The organism is Streptomyces sp. NRRL S-337 (assembly GCF_000720175.1).
GTDB lineage: Bacteria > Actinomycetota > Actinomycetes > Streptomycetales > Streptomycetaceae > Streptomyces > Streptomyces siderophoricus.
Map to the genome: position 1 here is coordinate 80869 of NZ_JOIX01000023.1, position 21876 is coordinate 102744.

20 protein-coding genes are annotated in these 21876 nt (G+C 71.3%); 5 read left to right on the plus strand and 15 right to left on the minus strand.

The features are described from left to right. Positions 1–27: 27 nt before the first annotated feature. Positions 28–1776, minus strand: a complete 1749-nt coding sequence (gene lysS / locus IG62_RS0118845; protein ID WP_030803990.1) for a lysine--tRNA ligase — start codon at positions 1774–1776, stop codon at positions 28–30. A 186-nt stretch (positions 1777–1962) separates the two neighbouring features. Between lysS and argS the strand changes: the two genes are divergently transcribed. Beyond that, complete coding sequence (gene argS / locus IG62_RS0118850) at positions 1963–3729, plus strand: arginine--tRNA ligase (protein WP_030803993.1); 1767 nt, start codon at positions 1963–1965, stop codon at positions 3727–3729. A gap of 351 nt (positions 3730–4080) precedes the next feature. On the opposite strand, the gene IG62_RS44835 is transcribed toward argS, so the two are convergent. From IG62_RS44835 to IG62_RS0118880, 6 genes are all read right to left on the minus strand, one after another. Continuing rightward, positions 4081–4257, minus strand: a complete 177-nt coding sequence (locus tag IG62_RS44835) for a CsbD family protein (protein WP_078872079.1) — start codon at positions 4255–4257, stop codon at positions 4081–4083. A gap of 149 nt (positions 4258–4406) precedes the next feature. Then, the gene (gene hemB / locus IG62_RS0118860; RefSeq protein WP_030803996.1) at positions 4407–5396 is read right to left on the minus strand and encodes a porphobilinogen synthase; all 990 of its coding nucleotides are present in this window, start codon (positions 5394–5396) and stop codon (positions 4407–4409) included. Between the two features lie 183 nt (positions 5397–5579). Next, positions 5580–7229 carry a uroporphyrinogen-III synthase gene (locus IG62_RS0118865; RefSeq protein ID WP_030804001.1) on the minus strand — a complete coding sequence of 550 codons (1650 nt, stop codon included), beginning with the start codon at positions 7227–7229 and terminating at the stop codon, positions 5580–5582. Beyond that, a complete protein-coding gene (hemC, locus tag IG62_RS0118870) occupies positions 7226–8266 on the minus strand; it encodes a hydroxymethylbilane synthase (protein ID WP_030804004.1) in 1041 nt (346 codons plus the stop codon). The genes IG62_RS0118865 and hemC overlap by 4 nt, the downstream gene beginning before the upstream one ends. Then, on the minus strand, positions 8263–9630 hold the full coding sequence (locus tag IG62_RS0118875; RefSeq protein ID WP_030804006.1) for a glutamyl-tRNA reductase: 1368 nt from the start codon (positions 9628–9630) through the stop codon (positions 8263–8265). The genes hemC and IG62_RS0118875 overlap by 4 nt, the downstream gene beginning before the upstream one ends. Next, positions 9627–10418 carry a redox-sensing transcriptional repressor Rex gene (locus IG62_RS0118880; RefSeq protein ID WP_030416662.1) on the minus strand — a complete coding sequence of 264 codons (792 nt, stop codon included), beginning with the start codon at positions 10416–10418 and terminating at the stop codon, positions 9627–9629. The genes IG62_RS0118875 and IG62_RS0118880 overlap by 4 nt, the downstream gene beginning before the upstream one ends. Positions 10419–10772: 354 nt before the next feature. On the opposite strand from IG62_RS0118880, the gene IG62_RS0118885 reads away from it, so the two are divergent. The 4 genes from IG62_RS0118885 to IG62_RS0118900 all read left to right on the plus strand — a co-directional run bounded on the left by IG62_RS0118885 (position 10773) and on the right by IG62_RS0118900 (position 14767). After that, a complete protein-coding gene (locus IG62_RS0118885; protein WP_030804011.1) occupies positions 10773–11051 on the plus strand; it encodes a glutaredoxin family protein in 279 nt (92 codons plus the stop codon). Between the two features lie 161 nt (positions 11052–11212). Then, complete coding sequence (locus IG62_RS0118890; RefSeq protein WP_030416664.1) at positions 11213–12163, plus strand: HAD family hydrolase; 951 nt, start codon at positions 11213–11215, stop codon at positions 12161–12163. Between the two features lie 330 nt (positions 12164–12493). Further along, positions 12494–13279 (plus strand): ECF subfamily RNA polymerase sigma factor, BldN family, encoded by a 786-nt coding sequence (locus tag IG62_RS0118895; RefSeq protein WP_030416665.1) that lies wholly within the window; start codon positions 12494–12496, stop codon positions 13277–13279. Positions 13280–13555: 276 nt separating this feature from the next. Then, a complete protein-coding gene (locus IG62_RS0118900; RefSeq protein WP_030804015.1) occupies positions 13556–14767 on the plus strand; it encodes a DUF5667 domain-containing protein in 1212 nt (403 codons plus the stop codon). Between the two features lie 30 nt (positions 14768–14797). Here the strand turns inward: IG62_RS0118900 and IG62_RS0118905 are convergent, their stop codons facing one another. From IG62_RS0118905 to IG62_RS0118935, 8 genes are all read right to left on the minus strand, one after another. Further along, positions 14798–15790: a lysophospholipid acyltransferase family protein gene (locus IG62_RS0118905; protein WP_030804019.1), complete on the minus strand. Its 993-nt coding sequence runs from the start codon at positions 15788–15790 to the stop codon at positions 14798–14800. A gap of 14 nt (positions 15791–15804) precedes the next feature. Next, complete coding sequence (locus IG62_RS0118910) at positions 15805–16854, minus strand: NAD-dependent epimerase/dehydratase family protein (RefSeq protein WP_030804023.1); 1050 nt, start codon at positions 16852–16854, stop codon at positions 15805–15807. Between the two features lie 200 nt (positions 16855–17054). Then, positions 17055–17153, minus strand: a complete 99-nt coding sequence (locus IG62_RS44840; RefSeq protein ID WP_003948845.1) for a 30S ribosomal protein bS22 — start codon at positions 17151–17153, stop codon at positions 17055–17057. 121 nt (positions 17154–17274) lie between these two features. Continuing rightward, on the minus strand, positions 17275–17484 hold the full coding sequence (locus tag IG62_RS0118915; protein ID WP_014144137.1) for a helix-turn-helix domain-containing protein: 210 nt from the start codon (positions 17482–17484) through the stop codon (positions 17275–17277). 129 nt (positions 17485–17613) lie between these two features. Continuing rightward, positions 17614–18429, minus strand: a complete 816-nt coding sequence (locus tag IG62_RS0118920) for a phosphatase (protein ID WP_030804028.1) — start codon at positions 18427–18429, stop codon at positions 17614–17616. 101 nt (positions 18430–18530) lie between these two features. After that, the gene (locus IG62_RS0118925; protein WP_030804033.1) at positions 18531–19706 is read right to left on the minus strand and encodes an acetoin utilization protein AcuC; all 1176 of its coding nucleotides are present in this window, start codon (positions 19704–19706) and stop codon (positions 18531–18533) included. After that, positions 19675–20997, minus strand: coding sequence for an MFS transporter (locus IG62_RS0118930; protein ID WP_030804036.1), 1323 nt, complete (start codon positions 20995–20997; stop codon positions 19675–19677). Before IG62_RS0118930 ends, IG62_RS0118925 begins: the two co-directional genes overlap by 32 nt. Positions 20998–21083: 86 nt before the next feature. After that, on the minus strand, positions 21084–21731 hold the full coding sequence (locus IG62_RS0118935; protein WP_030804039.1) for an HAD family hydrolase: 648 nt from the start codon (positions 21729–21731) through the stop codon (positions 21084–21086). Between the last annotated feature and the right edge of the window lie 145 nt (positions 21732–21876).

Sequence of the window (21876 nt, forward strand, 5' to 3'; positions counted from 1 at the left end):
CGCGGCGTCTACGACCAGGCGGCGCCGTCAGCCGCCGAGCAGCTTGCGCACCCGGTCGGCGCCGACCGCCAGCAGCAGCGTGGGCAGCCGCGGCCCGGTGTCCCGGCCGACCAGCAGGTGGTAGAGCAGCGCGAAGAAGGCACGCTGGGCGACCTTCAGCTCGGGCGTCGGCTTGGCGTCCGGGGCCAGGCCCGCCTGGACCTTCGGCACGCCGTAGACGAGCGTGGTCAGGCCGTCCAGCGACCAGTGCTCGTCCAGGCCGTCGAGCAGCAGCCGCAGCGATTCGCGGGCCTGGCCGTCCAGCGAGGCCAGCAGCTCGGCGTCCGGCTCCTCGCGGACGATGGTGCGCTGGTCGGCCGGGACCTGGGTGTTGATCCAGTGCTCGGCCTTGTCGAGCCGGGGCCGGGTCTCGTCCAGGGACGTGACGGGGTTGGCCGGGTCCAGCTCACCGAGGATCCGCAGGGTCTGCTCGTCGTGGCCGGCGGTGATGTCCGCGACGGAGGCGAGGGTGCGGTACGGCAGCGGGCGGGGCGTGCGGGGCAGCTCGCCCGCGGCGGTGCGGACCGCGCGGGAGTGGGCGGCCGCGTCGGCGGGCAGCGCGGTGCCGTCGGCGACCTTGCCCTCCAGCTTGTCCCACTCGTCGTAGAGCCGCTGGATCTCCTGGTCGAAGGCGATCTTGAAGGACTGGTTGGGCTTGCGGCGGGCGTACAGCCAGCGCAGCAGCGGCGCCTCCATGATCTGCAGCGCGTCACCCGGGGTCGGCACGCCGCCGCGCGACGAGGACATCTTGGCCATGCCGCTGATGCCGACGAAGGCGTACATCGGGCCGATCGGCTGCGCGCCGTCGAAGATCTCCCGGACGATCTGCCCGCCGACGACGAAGGACGAACCGGGCGAGGAGTGGTCGACACCGGACGGCTCGAAGATCACGCCCTCGTACGCCCAGCGCATCGGCCAGTCGACCTTCCAGACCAGCTTGCCGCGGTGGAACTCGCTCAGCCGGACCGTTTCCCCGAAGCCGCAGGCGGTGCAGGTGTAGGTCAGCTCGGTGGTCTCGTCGCCGTACGAGGTGACGGTGGTGAGGTCCTTCTCGCACTGGCCGCAGTACGGCTTGTACGGGAAGTAGCCCGCCGAACCGCCGCTGCCGTCGTCCTCGCTGGCCGCGCCGGACCCCTCGGCCGCCTCCAGCTCCGCCTCGTCGACGGGCTTCTGGGACTTCTTCGCGGGGGCCTTCTTGGTGCGGTACTGGGCGAGGATCGCGTCGATGTCCGCGCGGTGCTTCATCGCGTGCAGGACCTGGTCGCGGTACACGCCGGAGGTGTACTGCTCGGTCTGGCTGATGCCGTCGTACTCGACGCCCAGCTCGGCCAGTGCCTCGGTCATGGCGGCCTTGAAGTGCTCCGCCCAGTTCGGGTACGCCGAGCCGGCCGGCGCCGGAACCGAGGTCAGCGGCTTGCCGATGTGCTCGGCCCAGGACTTGTCGACGCCCTCGACACCCTCCGGGACCTTGCGGTACCGGTCGTAGTCGTCCCAGGAGATGAGGTGCCGGACCTCGTGGCCACGACGGCGGATCTCGTCGGCGACCAGGTGCGGGGTCATGACCTCGCGGAGGTTGCCGAGGTGGATCGGGCCGGAGGGGCTCAGGCCCGAGGCGCAGACGATCACCGGTGCGGAGGCACCTGATGCCACTTTGCCGGCGGCGCGGCGCTCCGCCTCGGCAATGACCTCGTCCGCGAACCTGGAGACCCAGTCGGTCTCGGTGCTCTGCTGAGCCACGATCGGCCCTTCCTCTTCCTGGTGCTTCCTCGACTGCGCCGTCTTGCGCGCGCGACGCACAAAGCCTGACGGTGCCATTGTCCCAGACGCCCGCCGTCCGGAAATTCAGTGGTAACGCCGTGGGATACTCAGTGGCAAACCCTTTCCCCTTCAAAGACACCTTCGTCTAGAAGAGAGCGCAGCTTCATGGCCTCGGTCCCTTCCCTCGCAGCTTCGGTCCACCAGCGCCTCGCGGACGCCCTCTCGGCAGCCCTGCCGGAGGCCGGCGCCGCGGACCCGCTGCTGCGACGTAGTGACCGGGCCGATTTCCAGGCCAACGGCCTGCTGGCCCTGGCGAAGAAGCTGAAGGGCAACCCCCGGGAGCTGGCCACCAAGGTCGTCGACGCGATCGGCGACAGCGAGCTCCTCCAGGACGTCGAGGTCTCCGGACCGGGCTTCTTGAACATCACGATCGCCGACAAGGCGATCACCGAGACGCTCGCCGCCCGCGCCGCCGACGGCGACCGGCTCGGCGTGCCCCTGAAGGACAACCCGGGCCTCACCGTCATCGACTACGCCCAGCCGAACGTGGCGAAAGAGATGCACGTCGGGCACCTGCGCTCGGCGGTCATCGGCGACGCGCTGCGCCACATGCTGGACTTCACCGGCGAGCGGACGATCGGCCGGCACCACATCGGCGACTGGGGCACCCAGTTCGGCATGCTCATCCAGTACCTGATCGAGAACCCCGGCGAGCTGGCCCCGGCGGCCGACGTCGACGGCGAGCAGGCGATGAGCAACCTCAACCGGGTCTACAAGGCCTCGCGCGCGGTCTTCGACTCCGACGAGGAGTTCAAGGAGCGGGCCCGAAAGCGGGTCGTCGCCCTCCAGTCCGGTGACAAGGAGACCCTCGCCCTGTGGCAGCGGTTCGTGGACGAGTCGAAGGTCTACTTCTACTCGGTCTTCGAGAAGCTGGACATGGAGATCCGCGACGACGAGATCGTCGGCGAGTCCGCGTACAACGACATGATGGCCGAGACCGCACGGCTCCTTGAGGAGTCCGGTGTCGCGGTCCGTTCCGAGGGTGCGCTCGTCGTCTTCTTCGACGAGATCCGCGGCAAGGACGACCAGCCGGTGCCGCTGATCGTGCAGAAGGCGGACGGCGGCTTCGGCTACGCGGCCTCCGACCTCTCCGCGATCCGCAACCGCGTCTTCGACCTGAAGGCGACGACGCTCCTGTACGTCGTCGACGTCCGCCAGTCCCTCCACTTCCGGATGGTCTTCGAGACGGCCCGCCGGGCGGGCTGGCTGAACGACGGCGTCACCGCGCACAACATGGGCTACGGCACGGTGCTGGGCGCGGACGGCAAGCCGTTCAAGACCCGCGCGGGCGAGACGGTCCGCCTGGAGGACCTCCTCGACGAGGCGACCGAGCGGGCGACGGCGGTGGTGCGGGAGAAGGGCGAGCCGATCGGCCTGACCGAGCAGGAGATCACCGAGAACGGTGTGCAGGTGGGCATCGGCGCGGTGAAGTACGCGGACCTGTCGACGTCGCCGAGCCGGGACTACAAGTTCGACCTGGACCAGATGGTGTCGCTCAACGGCGACACGTCCGTCTACCTCCAGTACGCCTACGCCCGGATCCGCTCGATCTTCCGCAAGGCCGGCGACGCGCGTCCCGAGGCGCACCCGGAGCTGGCGCTGGCACCCGCGGAGCGGGCGCTGGGCCTGCACCTCGACCAGTTCGGCGAGACCGTCATCGAGGCCGCCGCGTCGTACGAGCCGCACAAGGTCGCCGCGTACCTCTACGGCCTCGCCTCCCTCTTCACCACCTTCTACGACCAGTGCCCGGTCCTGAAGGCCGAGTCCGGCCCCGACCAGGTGGCCAACCGCCTCTTCCTCTGCGACCTGACGGCCCGCACCCTCCACCAGGGCATGGCCCTGCTGGGCATCCGCACCCCCGAGCGCCTGTAGGGGCCTCGCCCACGTACTCGGCTGCAGCGCCGCGGTTGTTGCCCGCCGTTACGCCTGGCGGCAGGCCTCATCCGTTACCCGCACGTGCGTAGGCATCACATGCACCCCCACCGGCCTTTTCCTTCCCCCCAACGGGAGGGGACGGGCCGGAGGGGCCGGTGTTGGGGACGTAAAGCGACAGCAGTCCCCAACACCGGCCCCGCAGGCCCGTCACCGCACCCACCACAAACCCAGCCCGCCGCAGGCGCAACGGCGAGCAACCACCGCGGCGGGACAGACAGCTACGTACGAGGCGCCGCAAAGCGCAACGGCGAGCAACCCCGACGGCGGGACAGTCGGGTACGTGGGCGGTCAATGCCTACGCAGCCGATGCGTCGCCTTCTCCTTCGCGTCCAGCCCGTGCCCGGCCGTCTTCTCGGCCTTGCCTTCGGCCTGCAGCTTGCGGTTGTGGGTCGCCTTGCCGACGACCTCCTTCATGGTGCCGATGACCTGGGCGCCCTTGGCCCGCATGGTGTCCTTGGCAGTCACGGTGACCCGCTCCTCGCTCAGTCGCGGTCTTCGTCAACATCGAGTCCGTGCCCCGCCTACGGCAGTCAAAACCTGACAAGCAAGACAAAGCTCCCGCACCGGAACCCGGGGCGGGAGCTCGTTCTCAGGAAGGGGAGGCGCCGGGCACCTCACAGGCCCCGCGCGGCCTCCGTCGCCCAGTACGTGAGGATCATGTTCGCGCCGGCCCGCTTGATGCCCGTCAGGGTCTCCAGGATCGCCTTGTCGCGGTCGATCCAGCCCTTCTCGGCGGCCGCCTCGACCATCGCGTACTCGCCGGAGATCTGGTACGCGGCCACCGGCACGTCCACCGCGTCGGCGATCTTCGCCAGTACGTCCAGGTAGGGCAGCGCCGGCTTGACCATGACCATGTCGGCGCCCTCGTCCAGGTCGAGCGCCAGCTCGCGCAGCGACTCACGGAGGTTCGCCGGGTCCTGCTGGTACGTCTTGCGGTCGCCCTTCAGCGACGAGCCCACCGCCTCGCGGAACGGGCCGTAGAACGCCGAGGAGTACTTCGCCGTGTAGGCGAGGATCGACACGTCCTCGTGGCCGGTCTGGTCCAGGGCGTCCCGGACCACGCCGACCTGCCCGTCCATCATGCCGCTGGGGCCCACGACGTGGACGCCCGCGTCGGCCTGGACCTGCGCCATCTCCGCGTAGCGCTCCAGCGTCGCGTCGTTGTCGACCCGCCCGGCGGCGTCCAGGACACCGCAGTGGCCGTGGTCGGTGTACTCGTCCAGGCACAGGTCCGACATGATCACCAGGTCGTCGCCGACCTCGGCACGGACGTCCCGGATGGCGACCTGCAGGATGCCGTCGGGGTCGGTGCCGGCGGTGCCCGCGGCGTCCTTCTTCTCGTCCAGCGGCACGCCGAACAGCATGATCCCGGCGACCCCCGCCTCCACCGCCTCGACGGCGGCCTTGCGGAGGGTGTCGCGGGTGTGCTGGACGACTCCCGGCATCGCGGAGATCGGCACCGGCTCGCCGATGCCCTCCCGGACGAACGCCGGGAGGATCAAGTCGGCCGGATGCAGCCGGTACTCGGCGACCATCCGGCGCATCGCCGGGGTGGTGCGCAGCCGCCGCGGCCGCGCACCGGGGAAGCTTCCGTACTTCGTCATGCCCACCACGCTACGCCCGACCCGCACCCGCCTTTGCCGACGCATCGTCGGCAGCCGCCCGGCGGCCGCGGCGCCCCCCGCGGGCCCCAACGCGCCGCGCCCCGCGCCCGGATCACCGGGCGCGGGGCGCGAAACGCTGTCGGACCGCTGCTCATCCGCTGCCGTAGCGCGGACGTACCGCCGTCAGCTGCGGGCCCGGCGGCGGGAGCCCGGCCGGCGCTCGCTGGGGCGGGTGACCGGGTCGCCGGCCTCGATCGCGGCGTCCCGGCGCGCCGCGCCGAAGTCCGCGAGCGCCTCGGCCAGCTTGTGCACGGACGGCTCCGGCGACATCACGTCGACGCGCAGCCCGTGCTCCTCGGCCGTCTTGGCGGTGGCCGGGCCGATGCAGGCGATCACGGTCACGTTGTGCGGCTTGCCGGCGATGCCGACGAGGTTCCGCACGGTCGACGAGGAGGTGAAGAGCACGGCGTCGAAGCCGCCGCCCTTGATCGCCTCGCGGGTCTCGGCCGGCGGCGGCGAGGCCCGCACGGTCCGGTAGGCGGTGACGTCGTCGACCTCCCAGCCCAGCTCGATCAGGCCGGCCACCAGGGTCTCGGTGGCGATGTCGGCCCGCGGCAGGAAGACCCGGTCGATCGGGTCGAAGACGGGGTCGTACGGCGGCCAGTCCTCCAGCAGACCGGCGGCGGACTGCTCGCCCGACGGGACCAGGTCGGGCTTCACGCCGAAGGCGACCAGCGCCTTGGCGGTCTGCTCGCCCACCGCGGCGACCTTGATGCCCGCGAAGGCCCGGGCGTCGAGCCCGTACTCCTCGAACTTCTCACGGACCGCCTTGACGGCGTTGACCGACGTGAAGGCGATCCACTCGTAGCGGCCGGTGACCAGGCCCTTGACCGCGCGCTCCATCTGCTGCGGGGTGCGCGGCGGTTCGACGGCGATGGTCGGGACCTCGTGCGGCACCGCGCCGTACGAGACGAGCTGGTCGGAGAGCGACGCGGCCTGCTCCTTCGTCCGCGGTACGAGCACCCGCCAGCCGAACAGCGGCTTGGACTCGAACCACGAGAGCTGGTCGCGCTGCGCGGCGGCACTGCGCTCACCGACCACGGCTATGACCGGCTGGCCGCCGTCCGGCGACGGCAGCACCTTGGCGGCCTTGAGCACCTGGGCGACCGACCCGAGGGTGGCGGTCCAGGTGCGCTGGCGGGTGGTGGTGCCGGCGACGGTGACGGTCATCGGGGTGTCGGGCTTGCGGCCCGCGGTGACCAGCTCGCCGGCGGCCGCGGCCACCGCGTCGAGGGTGGTGGAGACGACCGCGGTGGCGTCGCTGGTGCCCAGCTCCGACCAGCAGCGGTCATCGGCGCTGCGGGCGTCGACGAAGCGCACGTCGGTGCCCTCGGCGTCGCGCAGCGGCACACCGGCGTAGGCGGGCACGCCGACGGCCGCGGCGATGCCGGGCACCACCTCGAAGACGACGCCCTCGGCGGCGCAGGCCAGCATCTCCTCGGCGACGTTCCCGTCCAGACCGGGGTCGCCGGTGACCGCCCGGACGACCCGCTTGCCCGCCCGGGCGGCCGCCATGACAAGATTGGCGGCGTCCCTAAGGGTGGGGATGTCGGCGGGGATTGACGCCTCGTCAGCTGACGCCTGCAGTGGTGTGTCCACCTGCGCGCGGGTATGCACACGCACGACGTCGAGCACCTGCGGGTCGGCGATCAGTACGTCCGCGGAGGCCAGCGCCTCCACGGCACGCAACGTCAGCAGACCCGGGTCACCCGGCCCGGCACCCAGGAAGGTGACCTGACCGGAGGTGGAGTGGTTCGGGGCGGTGGGGTTCAAAGTGCTCGCTCCCCCATAAGACCGGCCGCACCCTTGGCGAGCATCTCGGCGGCGAGTTCGCGGCCCAGCTGCTGCGGAACCGACGTCACGTCGGGAGAGGCGGGTACGTGCCCGGTGGTGGACAGTTGCACGAGCGTGCTGCCGTCGGTCGTGCCGACGACACCACGCAGGTGCAATTCGGTGACAGCCTGCTCGTCAGCCTGGGAGCCTCCCCTGCTCGACCGAAGTCGAGAGCTCGGGGAAAGGTCGGCCAGCGCCCCGACGGGTGCGGAACAGCCGGCCTCCAGGGCGGCGAGCAGGGAACGCTCGGCGGTCACGGCGGCCCGGGTGTCCGGGTCGTCGAGCTCGGCGAGCGTGGCGACGAGGGCAGCGTCCTGGGCGGTGTGCCCGGCCCTGCACTCGATCGCCAGTGCCCCCTGGCCGGGGGCGGGCAGAACCACGTCGGGCGACAGCAGCTGCGCCGCCTCGTCGATCCGGCCGATGCGGGTGAGGCCGGCCGCGGCCAGCACGACCGCGTCCAGTTCGCCCTTCTCGACGAAACCGATGCGGGTGTCGATGTTCCCGCGTATCGGCACCGTCTCGATGTGCCGGCCCAGCGCGCGGGCCCACGCGTTGAGCTGCGCCATCCGCCGGGGGGAGCCGGTGCCGATGCGGGCGACGCGGTCCGGGTCGGCGGTGAGCTCCTCGAAGGTGAGCCGGTCCCGGGCGATCAGCGCGTCACGGGGGTCTTCCCGTACGGGGATCGCGGCCAGGACGAGCGACTCGGGCTGCGTGGTGGGCAGGTCCTTGAGCGAGTGGACGGCGAAGTCGATGTCCCCGTCGAGCAGCGCGTCGCGCAGCGCGGAGACGAAGACGCCGGTGCCGCCGATCTGCGCGAGGTGCTCGCGGGAGGTGTCGCCGTACGTGGTGATCTCCACCAGCTCGACGGGGCGGCCGGTGAGCTCGCGCACCGCCTCGGCGACCTGCCCGGACTGGGCCATGGCGAGCGCACTGCGGCGCGTGCCCAGCCGCAGTGGTCTGTTGGTGCTGTCTTTCATGCCCGCTCCCGTACTTCATGACTGCCGCCGCGGGTATCGGCCCGGCTGACGGCGGCGACAGTCTGGGGGTCGAGATCGAAGAGTTCGCGCAGCGCGTCCGCGTACCCGGCGCCGCCGGGTTCGCTGGCGAGCTGCTTGACCCGCACGGTGGGCGCGTGCAGGAGCTTGTCGACGACGCGGCGCACGGTCTGGGTGATCTCGGCGCGCTGCTTGTCGTCCAGGTCGGGGAGGCGGCCGTCGAGCCGGGCGATCTCGCTCGTGACGACGTCCGCGGCCATGGTGCGCAGGGCGACCACGGTGGGGGTGATGTGCGCGGCCCGCTGGGCGGCGCCGAAGGCGGCGACCTCGTCGGAGACGATGCCGCGCACCTTGTCCACGTCGGCCGCCATCGGGGCGTCCGCGGAGGCGTCGGCGAGCGACTCGATGTCGACGAGATGGGCGCCCTCGATGCGGTGGACCGCGGCGTCGATGTCGCGCGGCATGGCGAGGTCGAGCAGCGCCAGCGGCGCGGTGCGGCCGGCGCGGGCGGCGGCGACCGTCCCGCCCGTGAGGACCAGGCCGGTCGCGCCGGTACAGGACACCACGATGTCGGCGAGCGCGAGCTCGTCCTCGACACCGGACATCGCCACCGCGCGGGCGGTCAGGTTGTTGGCCGCGCCGGGCCCGCCGGGCTCGGTGAGGATGGCCACCAGCCGCTCGGCGCGCTCGACGGTGCGGTTGGCGACCGCCAGCTCGCCGATGCCGTTGCGGACGAGGGTGGTGGCGGCCAGCGACGACATCGAGCCGGCGCCGATGACCAGCGCCCGCTTGCCGTGCGCCCAGCCCTCGACGTCCCGGCCGGCCGCGAGCTGCTCCAGGCCGAAGGTGACCAGCGACTGGCCGGCCTTGTCGATGCCGGTCTCGCTGTGGGCGCGCTTGCCGACCCGCAGGGCCTGCTGGAAGAGGTCGTTGAGCAGCCGTCCGGCGGTGTGCTGTTCCTGCGCGACGGCCAGCGCGTCCTTGATCTGCCCGAGGATCTGGCCCTCGCCGACGACCATCGAGTCCAGGCCGCAGGCCACCGACAAGAGGTGGTGGACGGCGCGGTCCTCGTAGTGGACGTAGAGGTAGGGGGTCAGCTCCTCCAGGTCGACGCCGCTGTGGCGGGCCAGGAGGGTGGACAGCTCGGCGACACCGGCGTGGAACTTGTCCACGTCGGCGTAGAGCTCGATGCGGTTGCAGGTGGACAGCACCGCGGACTCGGTGACCGGCTCGGCCGACACCGCGTCCTGCAGCAGCTTGCCGCGCGCCTCCGGGGCGAGCGCGGCCCGCTCCAGCACGCTCACCGGCGCACTGCGGTGGCTCAGTCCTACGACCAGGAGACTCATGCCGGCATCACGGCGGGCACGTCCCCGTCCGGTCCCTTGCGGTCGGCCGCGGCGGCGGCTTCGGCCGCGGCCGCGACGGCGGCGGCACGGCCGGAGGTGGCCGGGGCGCCGCCCTCGGGGGTTTCCTCGCCGGCCTTGCGCTGCTCGTGGAAGGCGAGGATCTGCAGTTCTATCGACAGGTCGACCTTGCGGACGTCGACCCCGTCGGGGACGGTCAGCACGGTCGGCGCGAAGTTGAGGATCGAGGTGACGCCGGCCGCGACCAGGCGGTCGCAGACCTGCTGGGCGGCGCCGGCCGGCGTGGCGATCACGCCGATCGAGACGCCGTTGCTCTCGATGATGTGCTCCAGCTCGTCGGTGTGCTGGACCGCGATGCCGGCGACCGGCTTGCCGGCCATGGCCGGGTCCGCGTCGATCAGCGCGGCGACGCGGAACCCGCGGGAGGCGAAGCCGCCGTAGTTGGCGAGGGCGGCGCCGAGGTTACCGATACCGACGATGACGACCGGCCAGTCCTGGGTCAGGCCCAGCTCGCGCGAGATCTGGTAGACGAGGTACTCCACGTCGTAGCCCACGCCGCGGGTCCCGTAGGAGCCGAGGTAGGAGAAGTCCTTGCGGAGCTTGGCGGAGTTGACCCCCGCCGCGGCCGCGAGTTCCTCGGACGAGACCGTGGGCACCGAGCGCTCGGAGAGCGCGGTCAGTGCGCGCAGATACAACGGAAGCCGGGCGACGGTGGCCTCGGGGATGCCTCGGCTTCGGGTCGCCGGTCGGTGAGTTCGGCCAGTTGCCACGGTGCTCCTGCGGGTAGAGCGGGGCTGCGGGCGACCGTATGGAACCCGACCGCCCTGTCTACTGCAGGCTATGTCTTTGTGAACGCGTGCACAAAGATGGTGTCCGCTTTGTCCGGCCAAAGTGATGGGGGTCACGCGCCCTTTCCGGCCCTCCGTGGAACCAACTCCCACGTCACACCGTTCACTCGCGCCACCCGCACAACACGGCAGCACCGACGGGGACACGCGCGTGCACTCCTTGTCGCTATCCCCCCGGAAACCTACAAATCGTCCATCGATGGTAAGCGACCCCGGCCCGCCCGGCCCCCGTCCCGCCGCCCCCTCGCCTCCCCGCCGACCCGGCACAATGGCTCCATGGCCCCCTTGTTCAGCCGCAGCCCCCGCAAGCGCCCCGCCGACCGGCTGGTCACCCTCGTCGGCAAGCCCGGCTGCCACCTCTGCGACGACGCCCAAGCGGTGATCGAGAAGGTCTGCGCCGAGACCGGAGCGTCCTGGGAGAAGAAGGACATCACCGAGGACGCCGAACTGCACCGCAAGTACTGGGAGCAGATTCCGGTCGTCCTGATCGACGGCGCCCAGCACGACTTCTGGCGGGTCGACCCGCAGCGGCTGCGGACGGCCCTGGGCGCCTGAGCCGCCCCCGGGGCGGCCGGGCCCGCCCGCGAGTCGGCCGTAATGCGACCGTCGACGGCTCCCGGCCCACCGGACACGCGCCCGTAACCGGAAGCACCGAACAAACTGGCTACGCTAGCGCCATGGCCGCCCGCCCCTCGCCCGCTCGCCGATCCGGCTGGATGCCCTCCGGGGCGCTCTTCGACCTGGGCTGGATCCCCCGCCGCCGACGCCCCGCCACCGCCCGCAGCGTGCTGGCCGGCGAGGCCGCCGCCGAGGCCGCCCGGAAGACCTCGCAGGAGGTCGAGGAGGCCCAGGCCGTCGAGGAGGCCCCGGCCGAACCGGAGTTCCCGGTCGTCGGGGACACCGCGGCCGCCGCCTTCTTCGACCTCGACAACACCGTCATGCAGGGTGCCGCGCTGTTCCACTTCGGCCGCGGCCTGTACAAGCGGCACTTCTTCCACAAGCGCGACCTGGCCCGTTTCGCCTGGCAGCAGATCTACTTCCGGCTGGCCGGCTCGGAGAACCCCGAGCACATGGCGGACGTCCGCAACAGCGCGCTGTCCATCGTCCAGGGCCACCGCGTCTCCGAGCTGATGTCCATCGGCGAGGAGATCTACGACGAGTACATGGCCGAACGCGTCTGGCCGGGCACCCGCGCGCTGGCCCAGGCGCACCTCGACGCCGGCCAGAAGGTCTGGCTGGTGACCGCCGCCCCGGTGGAGACCGCGACGATCATCGCCCGCCGGCTGGGCCTGACCGGCGCACTGGGCACCGTCGCCGAGTCCGTGGGCGGGATCTACACGGGCAAGCTGGTCGGCGAGCCGCTGCACGGCCCGGCCAAGGCCGAGGCGGTCCGCGCGCTGGCCGCCGCCGAGGGCCTGGACCTGTCGCACTGCGCCGCCTACAGCGACTCCGCCAACGACATCCCGATGCTGTCGCTGGTCGGTCACCCGTACGCCATCAACCCGGACAGCCGACTGCGCAAGCACGCCCGGGCACACGGATGGCGGCTGCGCGACTACCGCACCGGCCGCAAGGCGGCCAAGATCGGCATCCCCGCGGCGGCCGGAGTGGGCGCCCTCGCGGGCGGTGCCGCGGCCGCGGTCGCGCTCCAGCGCCGCCGCCGCTGACCAGGGCTGATCGCCCGTCGGCGCGGCGGGCCATCCACACTCCCTACCCCCACGGGCTCCCGGTCAGTCCCCTTGCCGCGGGACAACCACAACACGCCCTCCAACCAGGCAGATTGCGTTCCCTTCCGATCAATAGTTGCTCAGTATTCGATACTTGATCCGTCACCAATCCACCACGGACCGTAAGTAATCGATGATTTGAGCAACTGGGTGTAGCGCTGCCTGTACGAAGCGTTATTCTCCTCAGACGCAATCCGGAACCCACACGTCCCTACGACGAGTGAACGGTCCCGCACTGCACGTGATGGAAGCTCTGCCTCTGGGAGTCCCGTGTACCCACACGTCGGGGTTGACGCCTCGGGCCTGGCTACGCTGCGTACGACACTCGTCGACCACCTGCGCAGTTTCGTCCCCACCGCGTACGCCGTCCCCGCATTCGCCTCAGCCGTCCCCGCCGCCGGACCCTGCTACGCCCTGGCCGACGGGAGCGCTGCGGTCGGCAAGGCCGCCGGCAGAACCCGCCGCGCGGGCGCCGGCACGACCACCGCCCGTCGACCCGCCGACAGCGACAGCCGTCGCATGATGGACCTCGTCGAACGCGCCCAGGCCGGCGAGGCCGAGGCCTTCGGCCGCCTCTACGACCAGTACGCCGACACCGTCTACCGCTACATCTACTACCGCGTGGGCGGCCGCGCCACGGCCGAGGACCTCACCAGTGAGACGTTCCTGCGCGCCCTGCGCCGCATCGGCACCTTCACCTGGCAGGGCCGTGATTTCGGCGCCTGGCTGGTGACCATCGCCCGCAACCTCGTCGCCGACCACTTCAAGTCCTCGCGCTTCCGCCTGGAAGTCACCACCGGAGAGATGCTCGACGCCAACGAGGTCGAGCGCAGCCCCGAGGAGTCGGTCCTCGAGTCCCTCTCCAACGCCGCCCTCCTGGAGGCGGTACGCAAGCTCAACCCCCAACAGCAGGAATGCGTCACGCTGCGGTTCCTGCAGGGCCTCTCGGTCGCCGAGACCGCCCGCGTCATGGGCAAGAACGAGGGCGCCATCAAGACCCTCCAGTACCGCGCCGTCCGCACCCTCGCGCGCCTCCTCCCCGAAGACGCCCGCTGACCACCCCCCTCTTCCGTGCTTCTCCGCCCCTCCGCGCGCCGCACCATGCTCACGCCTGGTGATCGGCCGTGCCCGGTCGGTCAGATCATCGTGAGTGCGTAACCCGAGTGCCGCGCCGCTCGTTGTGCGGAGTGCAGGCTCCATGCGGTCACGCCATGCCCGCTGCCTCTCACTCGATCGAGTGGCCGCGGACATCGGTGTGCAACCGTCCGGCCCGTCTGGATAGTCAAAGCCAGTCCGGGGAGTCGAGCGGGATGATGAGAGGAGGTGCCGCCCGTGATCGCGAATGTCTCGGTGCACCGGCGGGCCAACGCCTTCGCCCAGACCCTGGAGGAGCAGGTCCTCAAGGGCACGGCGGCCGAGGAACAGGTCGACAATCCGGCACAGGCGCCGGGCGAGGCACGGCTGTTGGCGGTCGCCGACGGTCTCGGGAGGCTTCCACGGCCGGAGATGGCCGCCGAGGTCAAGACTGTCCAGCGCGCCCAGCTCCTCGCCGCGATGGAGTCCGCCTTCGCCGAAGGCACTCCGTCCGAGGGTGCCAGGGTGCCCGAGCAGCGCGAACACAAGGGCGCGCACCGCGCCGACAAATCGATCGGCCGGCTGCGGCCGCGCTCCCGGCTCTCCAAAGGGCTGGCCGCCGGCGGACTGACCGTCGGCGTCGCGGCCGGAGCCTTCACCGGGGTCGCCGCGGCCAGCTCCGACGCCCTGCCCGGTGACTCCCTCTACGGCCTCAAGCGGGGCATGGAGGACCTCAAGCTCGACATGGCCGACGACGACTCCGACCGCGGCCGGCTCTACCTCGACCAGGCGTCCACGCGCATGTTCGAGGCGCGCCGCCTGATGGAGCGGGCCCGGGTCTCCGACCTCGACCACGAGTCGCTCGGTGAGGTCCGCCGCGCCCTGTCCGGGGTGAAGCACGACGCGGGCGAAGGGCACCGCCTGCTGCACGCGGCGTACGAGCGGGACGGCTCGCTCGGCCCCATCCAGGCGCTGAACTCCTTCACCCGGTCCCACCGCAGCACGTGGTCGCAGCTGCGCGACAAGCTCCCGGTGCAGCTCATGGACGTTCGCGACCAGGTCAGCTCGGTCTTCGACGCCATAGACCAAGAGGTCGGTCCGCTCCGTTCGCTGCTGCCGCAGGCCCCCGACGGCAAGAGCCACCCGCGCAACACCCCGGCCTCCACGGGCACCGGTTCCGGCCCCGACGGCCGCCCGGCCCCCTCCGGCCACGGCTCCGCCGCCACGGGCCACTCCGCGGGCCCGCACGCCCCCCGCCCGTCGGCCTCCCCGTCCCAGGAGGACGGTCTGCTCGGCGGCAGCACGGGCGGTCTGCTCGACCCGCAGGACAAGGCCGGCAGCCCGTCCCCGCACGACCCCGGCCACCGCACGGGAGGCCACCCCGGCGGCCATCCCGACGTCACCCTGCCCCCGCTGCTCCCGGGCCTGCTGCCCGGCCTGGGCATCGACGGCCAGGACCTCCCGAAGTAACGCCACGCCGCACCAGCAGCTTGCCCAAGCTCAGAAAAACACCGAACGCCGCTGCACCAGCAGCTTGTAGAGGGTGTGCTGAATCGTTTCACGCACCTGGTCGGTGAGGTTGAACATCAGCATCGGGTCGTCCGCCGCCTCCGGCGGATAGCCGTCGGTCGCGATCGGCTCGCCGAACTGGATCGTCCACTTCGTCGGCAGCGGCACCGCGCCCAGCGGGCCCAGCCACGGGAACGTCGGCGTGATCGGGAAGTACGGCAGCCCCAGCACCCGCGCCAGGGTCTTGGCGTTCCCGATCATCGGGTAGATCTCCTCGGCGCCCACGATCGAGCACGGCACGATCGGCACCCCGGCCTTCAGCGCCGTCGAGACGAAGCCGCCCCGCCCGAAGCGCTGCAGCTTGTAGCGGTCCGCGAAGGGCTTGCCGATGCCCTTGAAGCCCTCCGGCATCACCCCGACGATCTCGCCGCGCTCCAGCAGCCGCTGGGCGTCCTCCGCACAGGCGAGGGTGTGCCCCGCCTTGCGCGCCAGCTCGTTTATCACCGGCAGCACGAACACCAAATCGGCCGCCAGCAGCCGCAGGTGACGCTGCGCCGGGTGGTTGTCGTGCACCGCGACCTGCAGCATCAGGCCGTCCAGCGGCAGCGTCCCGGAGTGGTTGGCGACGACCAGCGCCCCGCCGTCCGCGGGGATGTTCTCGATGCCCTTGACCTCGACCCGGAAGTACTTCTCGGCGAAGGGCCGCAGCAGCGACATCAGGACCTGGTCGGTCAGCTCCTCGTCGTAGCCGAAGTCGTCGACCTCGTAGTCGCCGGTGATCCGGCGGCGCAGGAACGCCAGTCCGCCCGCGATCCGCTCGTCCAGGGACCGCGGCCGGGGCGGCGGGGGTGCCGCCGGCGGGTGCTCGGTCCGGGCCTCCGGTACGGGCGCCAGCGCGGCACCGCGCCCGCCGCGCCCGGCCCGCCGGGCCTTCCGGCGCGCCCGGGGCTCCTCGCCGAAGGGAATGACCTTGGCGTCCGCCATGGTGGGTGACCTCCTCACTGGGCCGGGGTCCGGCGTGCGGTGAGCACGCCGGCGAGCCGGTCGACGGTGCGGGCGAGGGCCTCGGGCGGCAGTAGCCCGGGTCCGCGGCTGCGGGCGAATTCCGCGAAGGCCTCCGCCGTCGTGTACTTGGGGTGGAACCCCAGTGTCTCGCGCATCTGCGTCGTCTCGACGACCCTGCCGTGCGTGAGCAGCCGGATCTGTTCCGGCGAGAAGTCCGTGATGCCGACGGACCGCAGCGCGGTGCCGGCCCAGGTCACCGTCGGCAGGAAGAGCGGCAGGGTGGGCCGGCCGAGCCGCCGGGAGGTCTGCGAGAGCAGCAGGACGCCGTCGCCGGCGATGTTGAAGGTGCCGCTGTTGAGCGTGCCGCGGCGCGGCGCGGCGGCGGCGATCCGCAGCACGTCGAGGGCGTCGTCCTCATGGACGAACTGCAGCCGCGGGTCGTAACCGAGGACGGTGGGCAGGACGGGCAGCGAGAAGTACTCGGCGAGCGGGGAATCCGCGCACGGCCCGAGGATGTTGGCGAACCGCAGGATGCAGACGGCCACGTCGGGCCGGCGCCGGGCGAAGCCGCGGACGTACCCTTCGACCTCGACGATGTCCTTGGCGAAGCCTCCGCTGGGCAGCGACTTCGGGGTGGTGGTCTCGGTGAAGACGGCCGGATCGCGGGGCGCGGAGCCGTAGACGCTGGTGCTGGACTTGATGACCACGCGCTCGACGGTCGGGGCCTTCTGGCAGGCGCCCAGCAGCTGCATCGTCCCGATGACGTTGGTTTCCTTCACCGAGGCGCGGCCGCCGCGCTTGCCCAACGGCGTCCCGTTGATGTCCATATGGACCACGGTGTCGACGCGGGTTTCGGCCAGGACCCTGGCGATCGCCGGGTGCCGGATGTCGGCCCTGAGGAATTCGGCGCCGCCCAGATGGTGCTCGGGTGCCACCGCGTCGACCCCGATCACCCGCTCGACGTCCGGATCGCGCCGGATCCGGCGGACGAATCTGCCGCCCAGCTGCCGTGCGACTCCCGTGACGAGCACGACCTTGCCCAAGATCAGCCCTACCTTCCCGCCGCGACCTGCGCGTAGCCCAGCTGTGCGGTCAACGCTATCGGGTCGGTGTTGCGCAGTGATGACCACGGGATGCCCACGACGACATTTCCGTCCCACCACCGTCCATACGGCCCACAACGCGCCGCAGCCCCCGACCGCACCAAGGCGATGGGGGGCTGCGAAATCGCGATCAGCGTCGCTTACTTCTTGTTACGACGCTGAACACGGGTGCGCTTGAGCAGCTTGCGGTGCTTCTTCTTGGCCATCCGCTTGCGCCGCTTCTTGATAACAGAGCCCACGACTACCCTCGCTCACTTCGAATCACTCGGTGCGGGGCGTCCGAGCCCACACTACCTACATCGGGCCAGCCTACCCGGCGCCGGGCGAACGGCGTAATCCGAGGGTCGGCGAGGGTGTCCGTCAGGCCGATTCCACCCCCACGTAGGACTCCCGGAGGTAGTCGTGCACCGCCTGCTCCGGAACCCGGAACGACCTCCCCACCCGAATCGCGGGCAGATGACCGCTGTGCACCAAGCGGTACACGGTCATCTTGGACACTCGCATCACCGTGGCGACTTCCGCCACCGTAAGGAACACGACCTCGTTCAGAGGCCTCTGGTCAGCAGCCATGAACACACCTGCACCTTCCGCATAAGACGGTCACCGGCTTCCCCTCCGGTGACTCTTCGTCGCTATGCGCTCACTCCCCAGATTAGGGGCGGGTGATGCGAGTGGGGAAGAGGAGCAGCGAACAGCCGCCTAATATGACAGACCGACACGTTTCAGGACGTACCGCATGAGCGGCCGGTAGGACGCGGCCGGGACGGCATCGTCGAGCGGCACCACCTCCGAGAGCCGTCCCTCGGCCTGTCCGACGAACGGAGCCGGGTCGTCCGAATCCGCCAGCGCGATCGCCTCAATACCCAGCTGACCTGCCCCGCAGGCCCATCCGTGGTCCCCGATCACCAGCCCGGGAAGCGGCCCTCCGGCGTCCGCGGCGGCCGCCAGAACGGTCCGTACCGGCAGCGGCGAATGGGTGTGTACGCCCCCCGCCCCGGACGCGCCCCGCACGCCGGTCTCTCGCAACATCGCGACTCCCCGTACGTAGCCCAGGGCCCGGGTACGTACGCCGAACCGGGTCGCTATGTCGACACGGACGCCATACGCCGGGGTGAGGACGGGGCAGCCCGCCGCCGAGAGGGCGTCTGCGAGGCCGGCGTAGAACTCCAGTAACGCCTGCGGATGTCCGGTGCCCAGCAGCACCGGCTCCGCCCGGCCCGCGGCGACGCCGATCCGGTCGGCGAACCGGTCGAGCGCCGCGATCGTACGATCCGGATCGATCACGTCCGGGCCGGAAATGTGCGCGGGATCGGCCGAAACACCGCACTTCTGTCCCATCAGTCGCAGGAGTGCACTGAGCGGCCACTCCCGTTCAGGGTCCAGCCCCAGCAGCACCCGGGGATCGCGCGCCGCGAAGAGCCGGTAGCGCCCCAGGCTCTGCTCCCGGGTCGTCGCGATCGTCCCCGCCAGCCGCGCCCCGACCAAATGCGCCCGCAGCTCCCCGGTGGCCAACACGCCGCCCATGCTCACCCGTTGGCCGGCCGGTCGATGCCCCAACCGACGGGTAGTCACACATCCGGGCGCATCCGCCCGCCGGCCCGTTCCGTCGGCCTCCGCTACGGCAGCAGACCGTGTGCCGGGAAGACCGCCCGCCGGGTGGCCAGCACCGCCTGGTCCAGCCGGTCGGCCGGGTCGTAACCGCCGTCCAGGAAATCCCGCCACCGCGGCGTCCGGCCGTCCGTCATCCGCTGCGGCGCCAACTGGCGCGTCCGCCGGAACACTTCGTGCCGCCAGGACTCCGGCACCGGGGTGGTCGGCTCGATCGGCCGCCCGGCCGCGATCGCCGTCAGATGCGTCCAGCTGCGCGGCACCACGTCCACCACGGCATAGCCGCCGCCTCCGAGCGCGACCCACCGCCCGTCCGCGTGCTCGTGCGCCAGCGAGTGACAGGACTCGGCCACCGCCCGCTGGGCGTCCAGGCTCACCGCGAGGTGCGCCAGCGGGTCCTCGAAGTGCGTGTCGGCGCCGTGCTGCGTCACCAGCACCTGCGGGCGGAACGCGCCCAGCAGCTCCGGCACCACGGCGTGGAAGGCCCGCAGCCAGCCCTCGTCCCCGGTCCCGGCGGGCAGCGCCACGTTCACCGCACTGCCGGCCGCGCCCTCCCCGCCGGTCTCCTCCGGCCAGCCGGTCTGCGGGAACAGCGTCCGCGGATGCTCGTGCAGCGAGATCGTCAGGACCCGCGGATCGTCCCAGAAGGCCGCCTGCACACCATCGCCGTGGTGGACGTCCACATCGACGTACGCGATCCGCTCGGCGCCCAGCTCCAGCAGCCGGGCGATCGCCAGCGACGCGTCGTTGTAGATGCAGAATCCGGACGCGCCGCCCGGCATCCCGTGGTGCAGCCCGCCGGCGAAGTTCACGGCGTGCACCGCGTCACCACGCCAGACCGCCTCCGCGGCGCCGACCGACTGCCCGGCGATCAGCGCGGACACCTCGTGCATACCCGCGAACGCCGGATCGTCGGCCGTCCCCAGCCCGTACGAGAGGTCCGCGGCGGCCGGATCCGCCGACGCCCGGCGGACCGCCTCGATGTAGTCCGGGCGGTGCACCAGCCGCAGCGTGGAGTCCCCGGCCGGCTTGGCCGCGACCACCTCCAACGGCCCACGGTCCAGCTCGAACGCCTCGACCAGACGCATGGTCAGCGCGAGCCTGACCGGGTCCATCGGGTGCCCGGGCCCGAAGTTGTAGCCCGTTACTGCCTCATCCCACATCAGCTGTGCGCGGCCGCTCATGCCTGTCACCGTATCCGGCCCGCGGCGCACCGAACGAGCGGGCATACACGAGCGTCACCAGCACCAGCGCCATCGGCACCAGCATCGCCCCCCGATAGCTCCAGGCGTCGCCCAGCGCCCCCACCAACGGAGAACCGATCAGAAAGCCCACGTAATTGAAGATGTTCAGCCGCGCGACGGCCATGTCCGAAGCCCCGGCGCCCTGACTGTCGTACGCGTACCGCCCGGCCGCCGCGAACGTCTGCGGCACGATCACACACAGCCCCAGCCCCAGCAGCGTGAACCCCGCCATGCCCGCCCAGGCCCCCGGCGCCGCGGCCACCACCGCGAAGCCGCCCGCCGCCACCACCGTCCCGCACCGCACCACCGGAACCGCACCGAAGCGCCGCACCCCCAGGTCCCCCACCGCCCGCCCGAGCAACGTGGTGACCATGTAGACGTTGTACGGCACCGTGGCGAGCTGCTCGGAACTCCCCAGGACGTCCTGCAGATACTTGGCGCTCCAGTTGGACACCGTCGAGTCGCCTATATAGGCGAACGCCATCACCAGACACAACGGCAACAGCAGCCGCATCGCGACGGGAGTGACCGGCACGGCAGAGGCCGCGGGAGCTGGGGATACGGAGGTTGCGGCGGGGGCGCCTGGGGTGCCGGGGCCGCCGGGCATGGCCTCCGCCGGCTGCGCGAGCTCCGGCTTCCCGGGCCCGGCCACGTTCCGCTGGTCCACGAACCATCGGCCCACGACCACCGCCAACGGCACCAGCACCGCCACCACGGGCCCGTACAGCACTCCCAACGACAGCCCCCAGTGCGCCCCCGCCCAGGCCAGCGACGCCCCCACGATGCCGCCGAGGCTGTACGCGGCGTGGAAGCCGAGCATGATGCTCCGCCCGTACGCGCGCTGCAGACTCACCCCGAGCATGTTCATCGAGGCGTCCAGTGCCCCCACCGCCAGCCCGAACGCCGCCAGCGCCACGGCCACCTGCGTCATCGACCCGACCGACCCGACGGCCAGCAACGCCAGACACACCACCGGCTGTACGCACCGCAGCACCCGGCTCGGCCGCACCCGCTTCACCAGCTGCTCGATGACGATGCTGCCGACGCCGGCCAGCACCGGCACCGCCGCCAGGAACACCGGCAGCAGCCCGTCCGAAATCCCGTACCGGTCCTGGATCGCCGGTATGCGTGTCACGAGGAGGGCGAAGACCGCACCCTGGACGAAGAAGCTGAGGGCGAGCGAAACCCGGCCGTGCCGCAGCTGCGCTCCCGGTGCCAGAGGGGCCGTCATGGCCGCTCAGCGTAGAACTCCCGGCTACCGCTGGGTAGATGGATCACACCATCAATTCCGACCTATGTCCGGCGGGTGATGCCGCGTCACAGCAGATCCGGCAGCTCCGCCATCCCGCCGAACAGCGCGGTCGCTCCGGCCTCCGCCAGCTTCGCCGCCGGCGTCATCGCCGTGTAGCCGTAGACGTCCATCCCCGCGGCAACCGCCGCCTGCACCCCCAGCGGGCTGTCCTCGACCACCGCACACCGCTCGGGCGCCACACCCATCTCACGCGCCGCGTGCAGAAAGAGATCCGGCGCCGGCTTCCCCCGCCCCACGTCCTGCGAGGAGAAGACCCGCTCCGGCGCGAACCACCGGTCCAGCCCCGTCGTCCGGTGCCCCACCCGGATCCGCTCATGACTCCCGGACGAACCGACGCAGTACCGAATGCCGTCCGCGGCCAGCTTCTCCAAGACGTCCGTCGCTCCCGGCACCGGCTGCAACTCCCGCTCAAAAGCCGCGAAGACCCGCCGGTGAAAAACCTCGTCGAAGTCCTCCGGCAGCCGCCGCCCGGTCCGCTCCAGGACGATGTCGTGAATACGGTGCATCGCCGAGCCCATGTAGTCGCGTATCGATTCCTCGTACGAAGTGGGGTGCCCGAGCTCGGTGAGATAGCCGGCCAGGATGGTGTTCGACAGGGGCTCGCTGTCGACGAGGACGCCATCGTTGTCGAAGATGACCAGGTCATAGCGCATACCCCTGACCCTAAACGCAAAAAAGCCTCGTCCCGAGTTGAATTACTTCAACTCGGGACGAGGCTTTTTCAAAATTTGTTCGGCGGCGTCCTACTCTCCCACAGGGTCCCCCCTGCAGTACCATCGGCGCTGAAAGGCTTAGCTT

What these genes read in the sequence shown, in the direction of transcription:
- IG62_RS0118890 (WP_030416664.1), top strand. Translation starts at nt 11,213, where the DNA reads ATGCCCTCCGGGGCGCTCTTCGACCTGGGCTGGATCCCCCGCCGCCGA.
- IG62_RS0118925 (WP_030804033.1), bottom strand. Translation starts at nt 19,706, where the DNA reads ATGAGCGGCCGCGCACAGCTGATGTGGGATGAGGCAGTAACGGGCTAC.
- IG62_RS0118905 (WP_030804019.1), bottom strand. Translation starts at nt 15,790, where the DNA reads ATGGCGGACGCCAAGGTCATTCCCTTCGGCGAGGAGCCCCGGGCGCGC.
- IG62_RS0118930 (WP_030804036.1), bottom strand. Translation starts at nt 20,997, where the DNA reads ATGACGGCCCCTCTGGCACCGGGAGCGCAGCTGCGGCACGGCCGGGTT.
- IG62_RS0118935 (WP_030804039.1), bottom strand. Translation starts at nt 21,731, where the DNA reads ATGCGCTATGACCTGGTCATCTTCGACAACGATGGCGTCCTCGTCGAC.
- hemC (WP_030804004.1), bottom strand. Translation starts at nt 8,266, where the DNA reads ATGAAAGACAGCACCAACAGACCACTGCGGCTGGGCACGCGCCGCAGT.
- argS (WP_030803993.1), top strand. Translation starts at nt 1,963, where the DNA reads ATGGCCTCGGTCCCTTCCCTCGCAGCTTCGGTCCACCAGCGCCTCGCG.
- IG62_RS0118915 (WP_014144137.1), bottom strand. Translation starts at nt 17,484, where the DNA reads ATGGCTGCTGACCAGAGGCCTCTGAACGAGGTCGTGTTCCTTACGGTG.
- hemB (WP_030803996.1), bottom strand. Translation starts at nt 5,396, where the DNA reads ATGACGAAGTACGGAAGCTTCCCCGGTGCGCGGCCGCGGCGGCTGCGC.
- IG62_RS0118885 (WP_030804011.1), top strand. Translation starts at nt 10,773, where the DNA reads ATGGCCCCCTTGTTCAGCCGCAGCCCCCGCAAGCGCCCCGCCGACCGG.
- IG62_RS0118875 (WP_030804006.1), bottom strand. Translation starts at nt 9,630, where the DNA reads ATGAGTCTCCTGGTCGTAGGACTGAGCCACCGCAGTGCGCCGGTGAGC.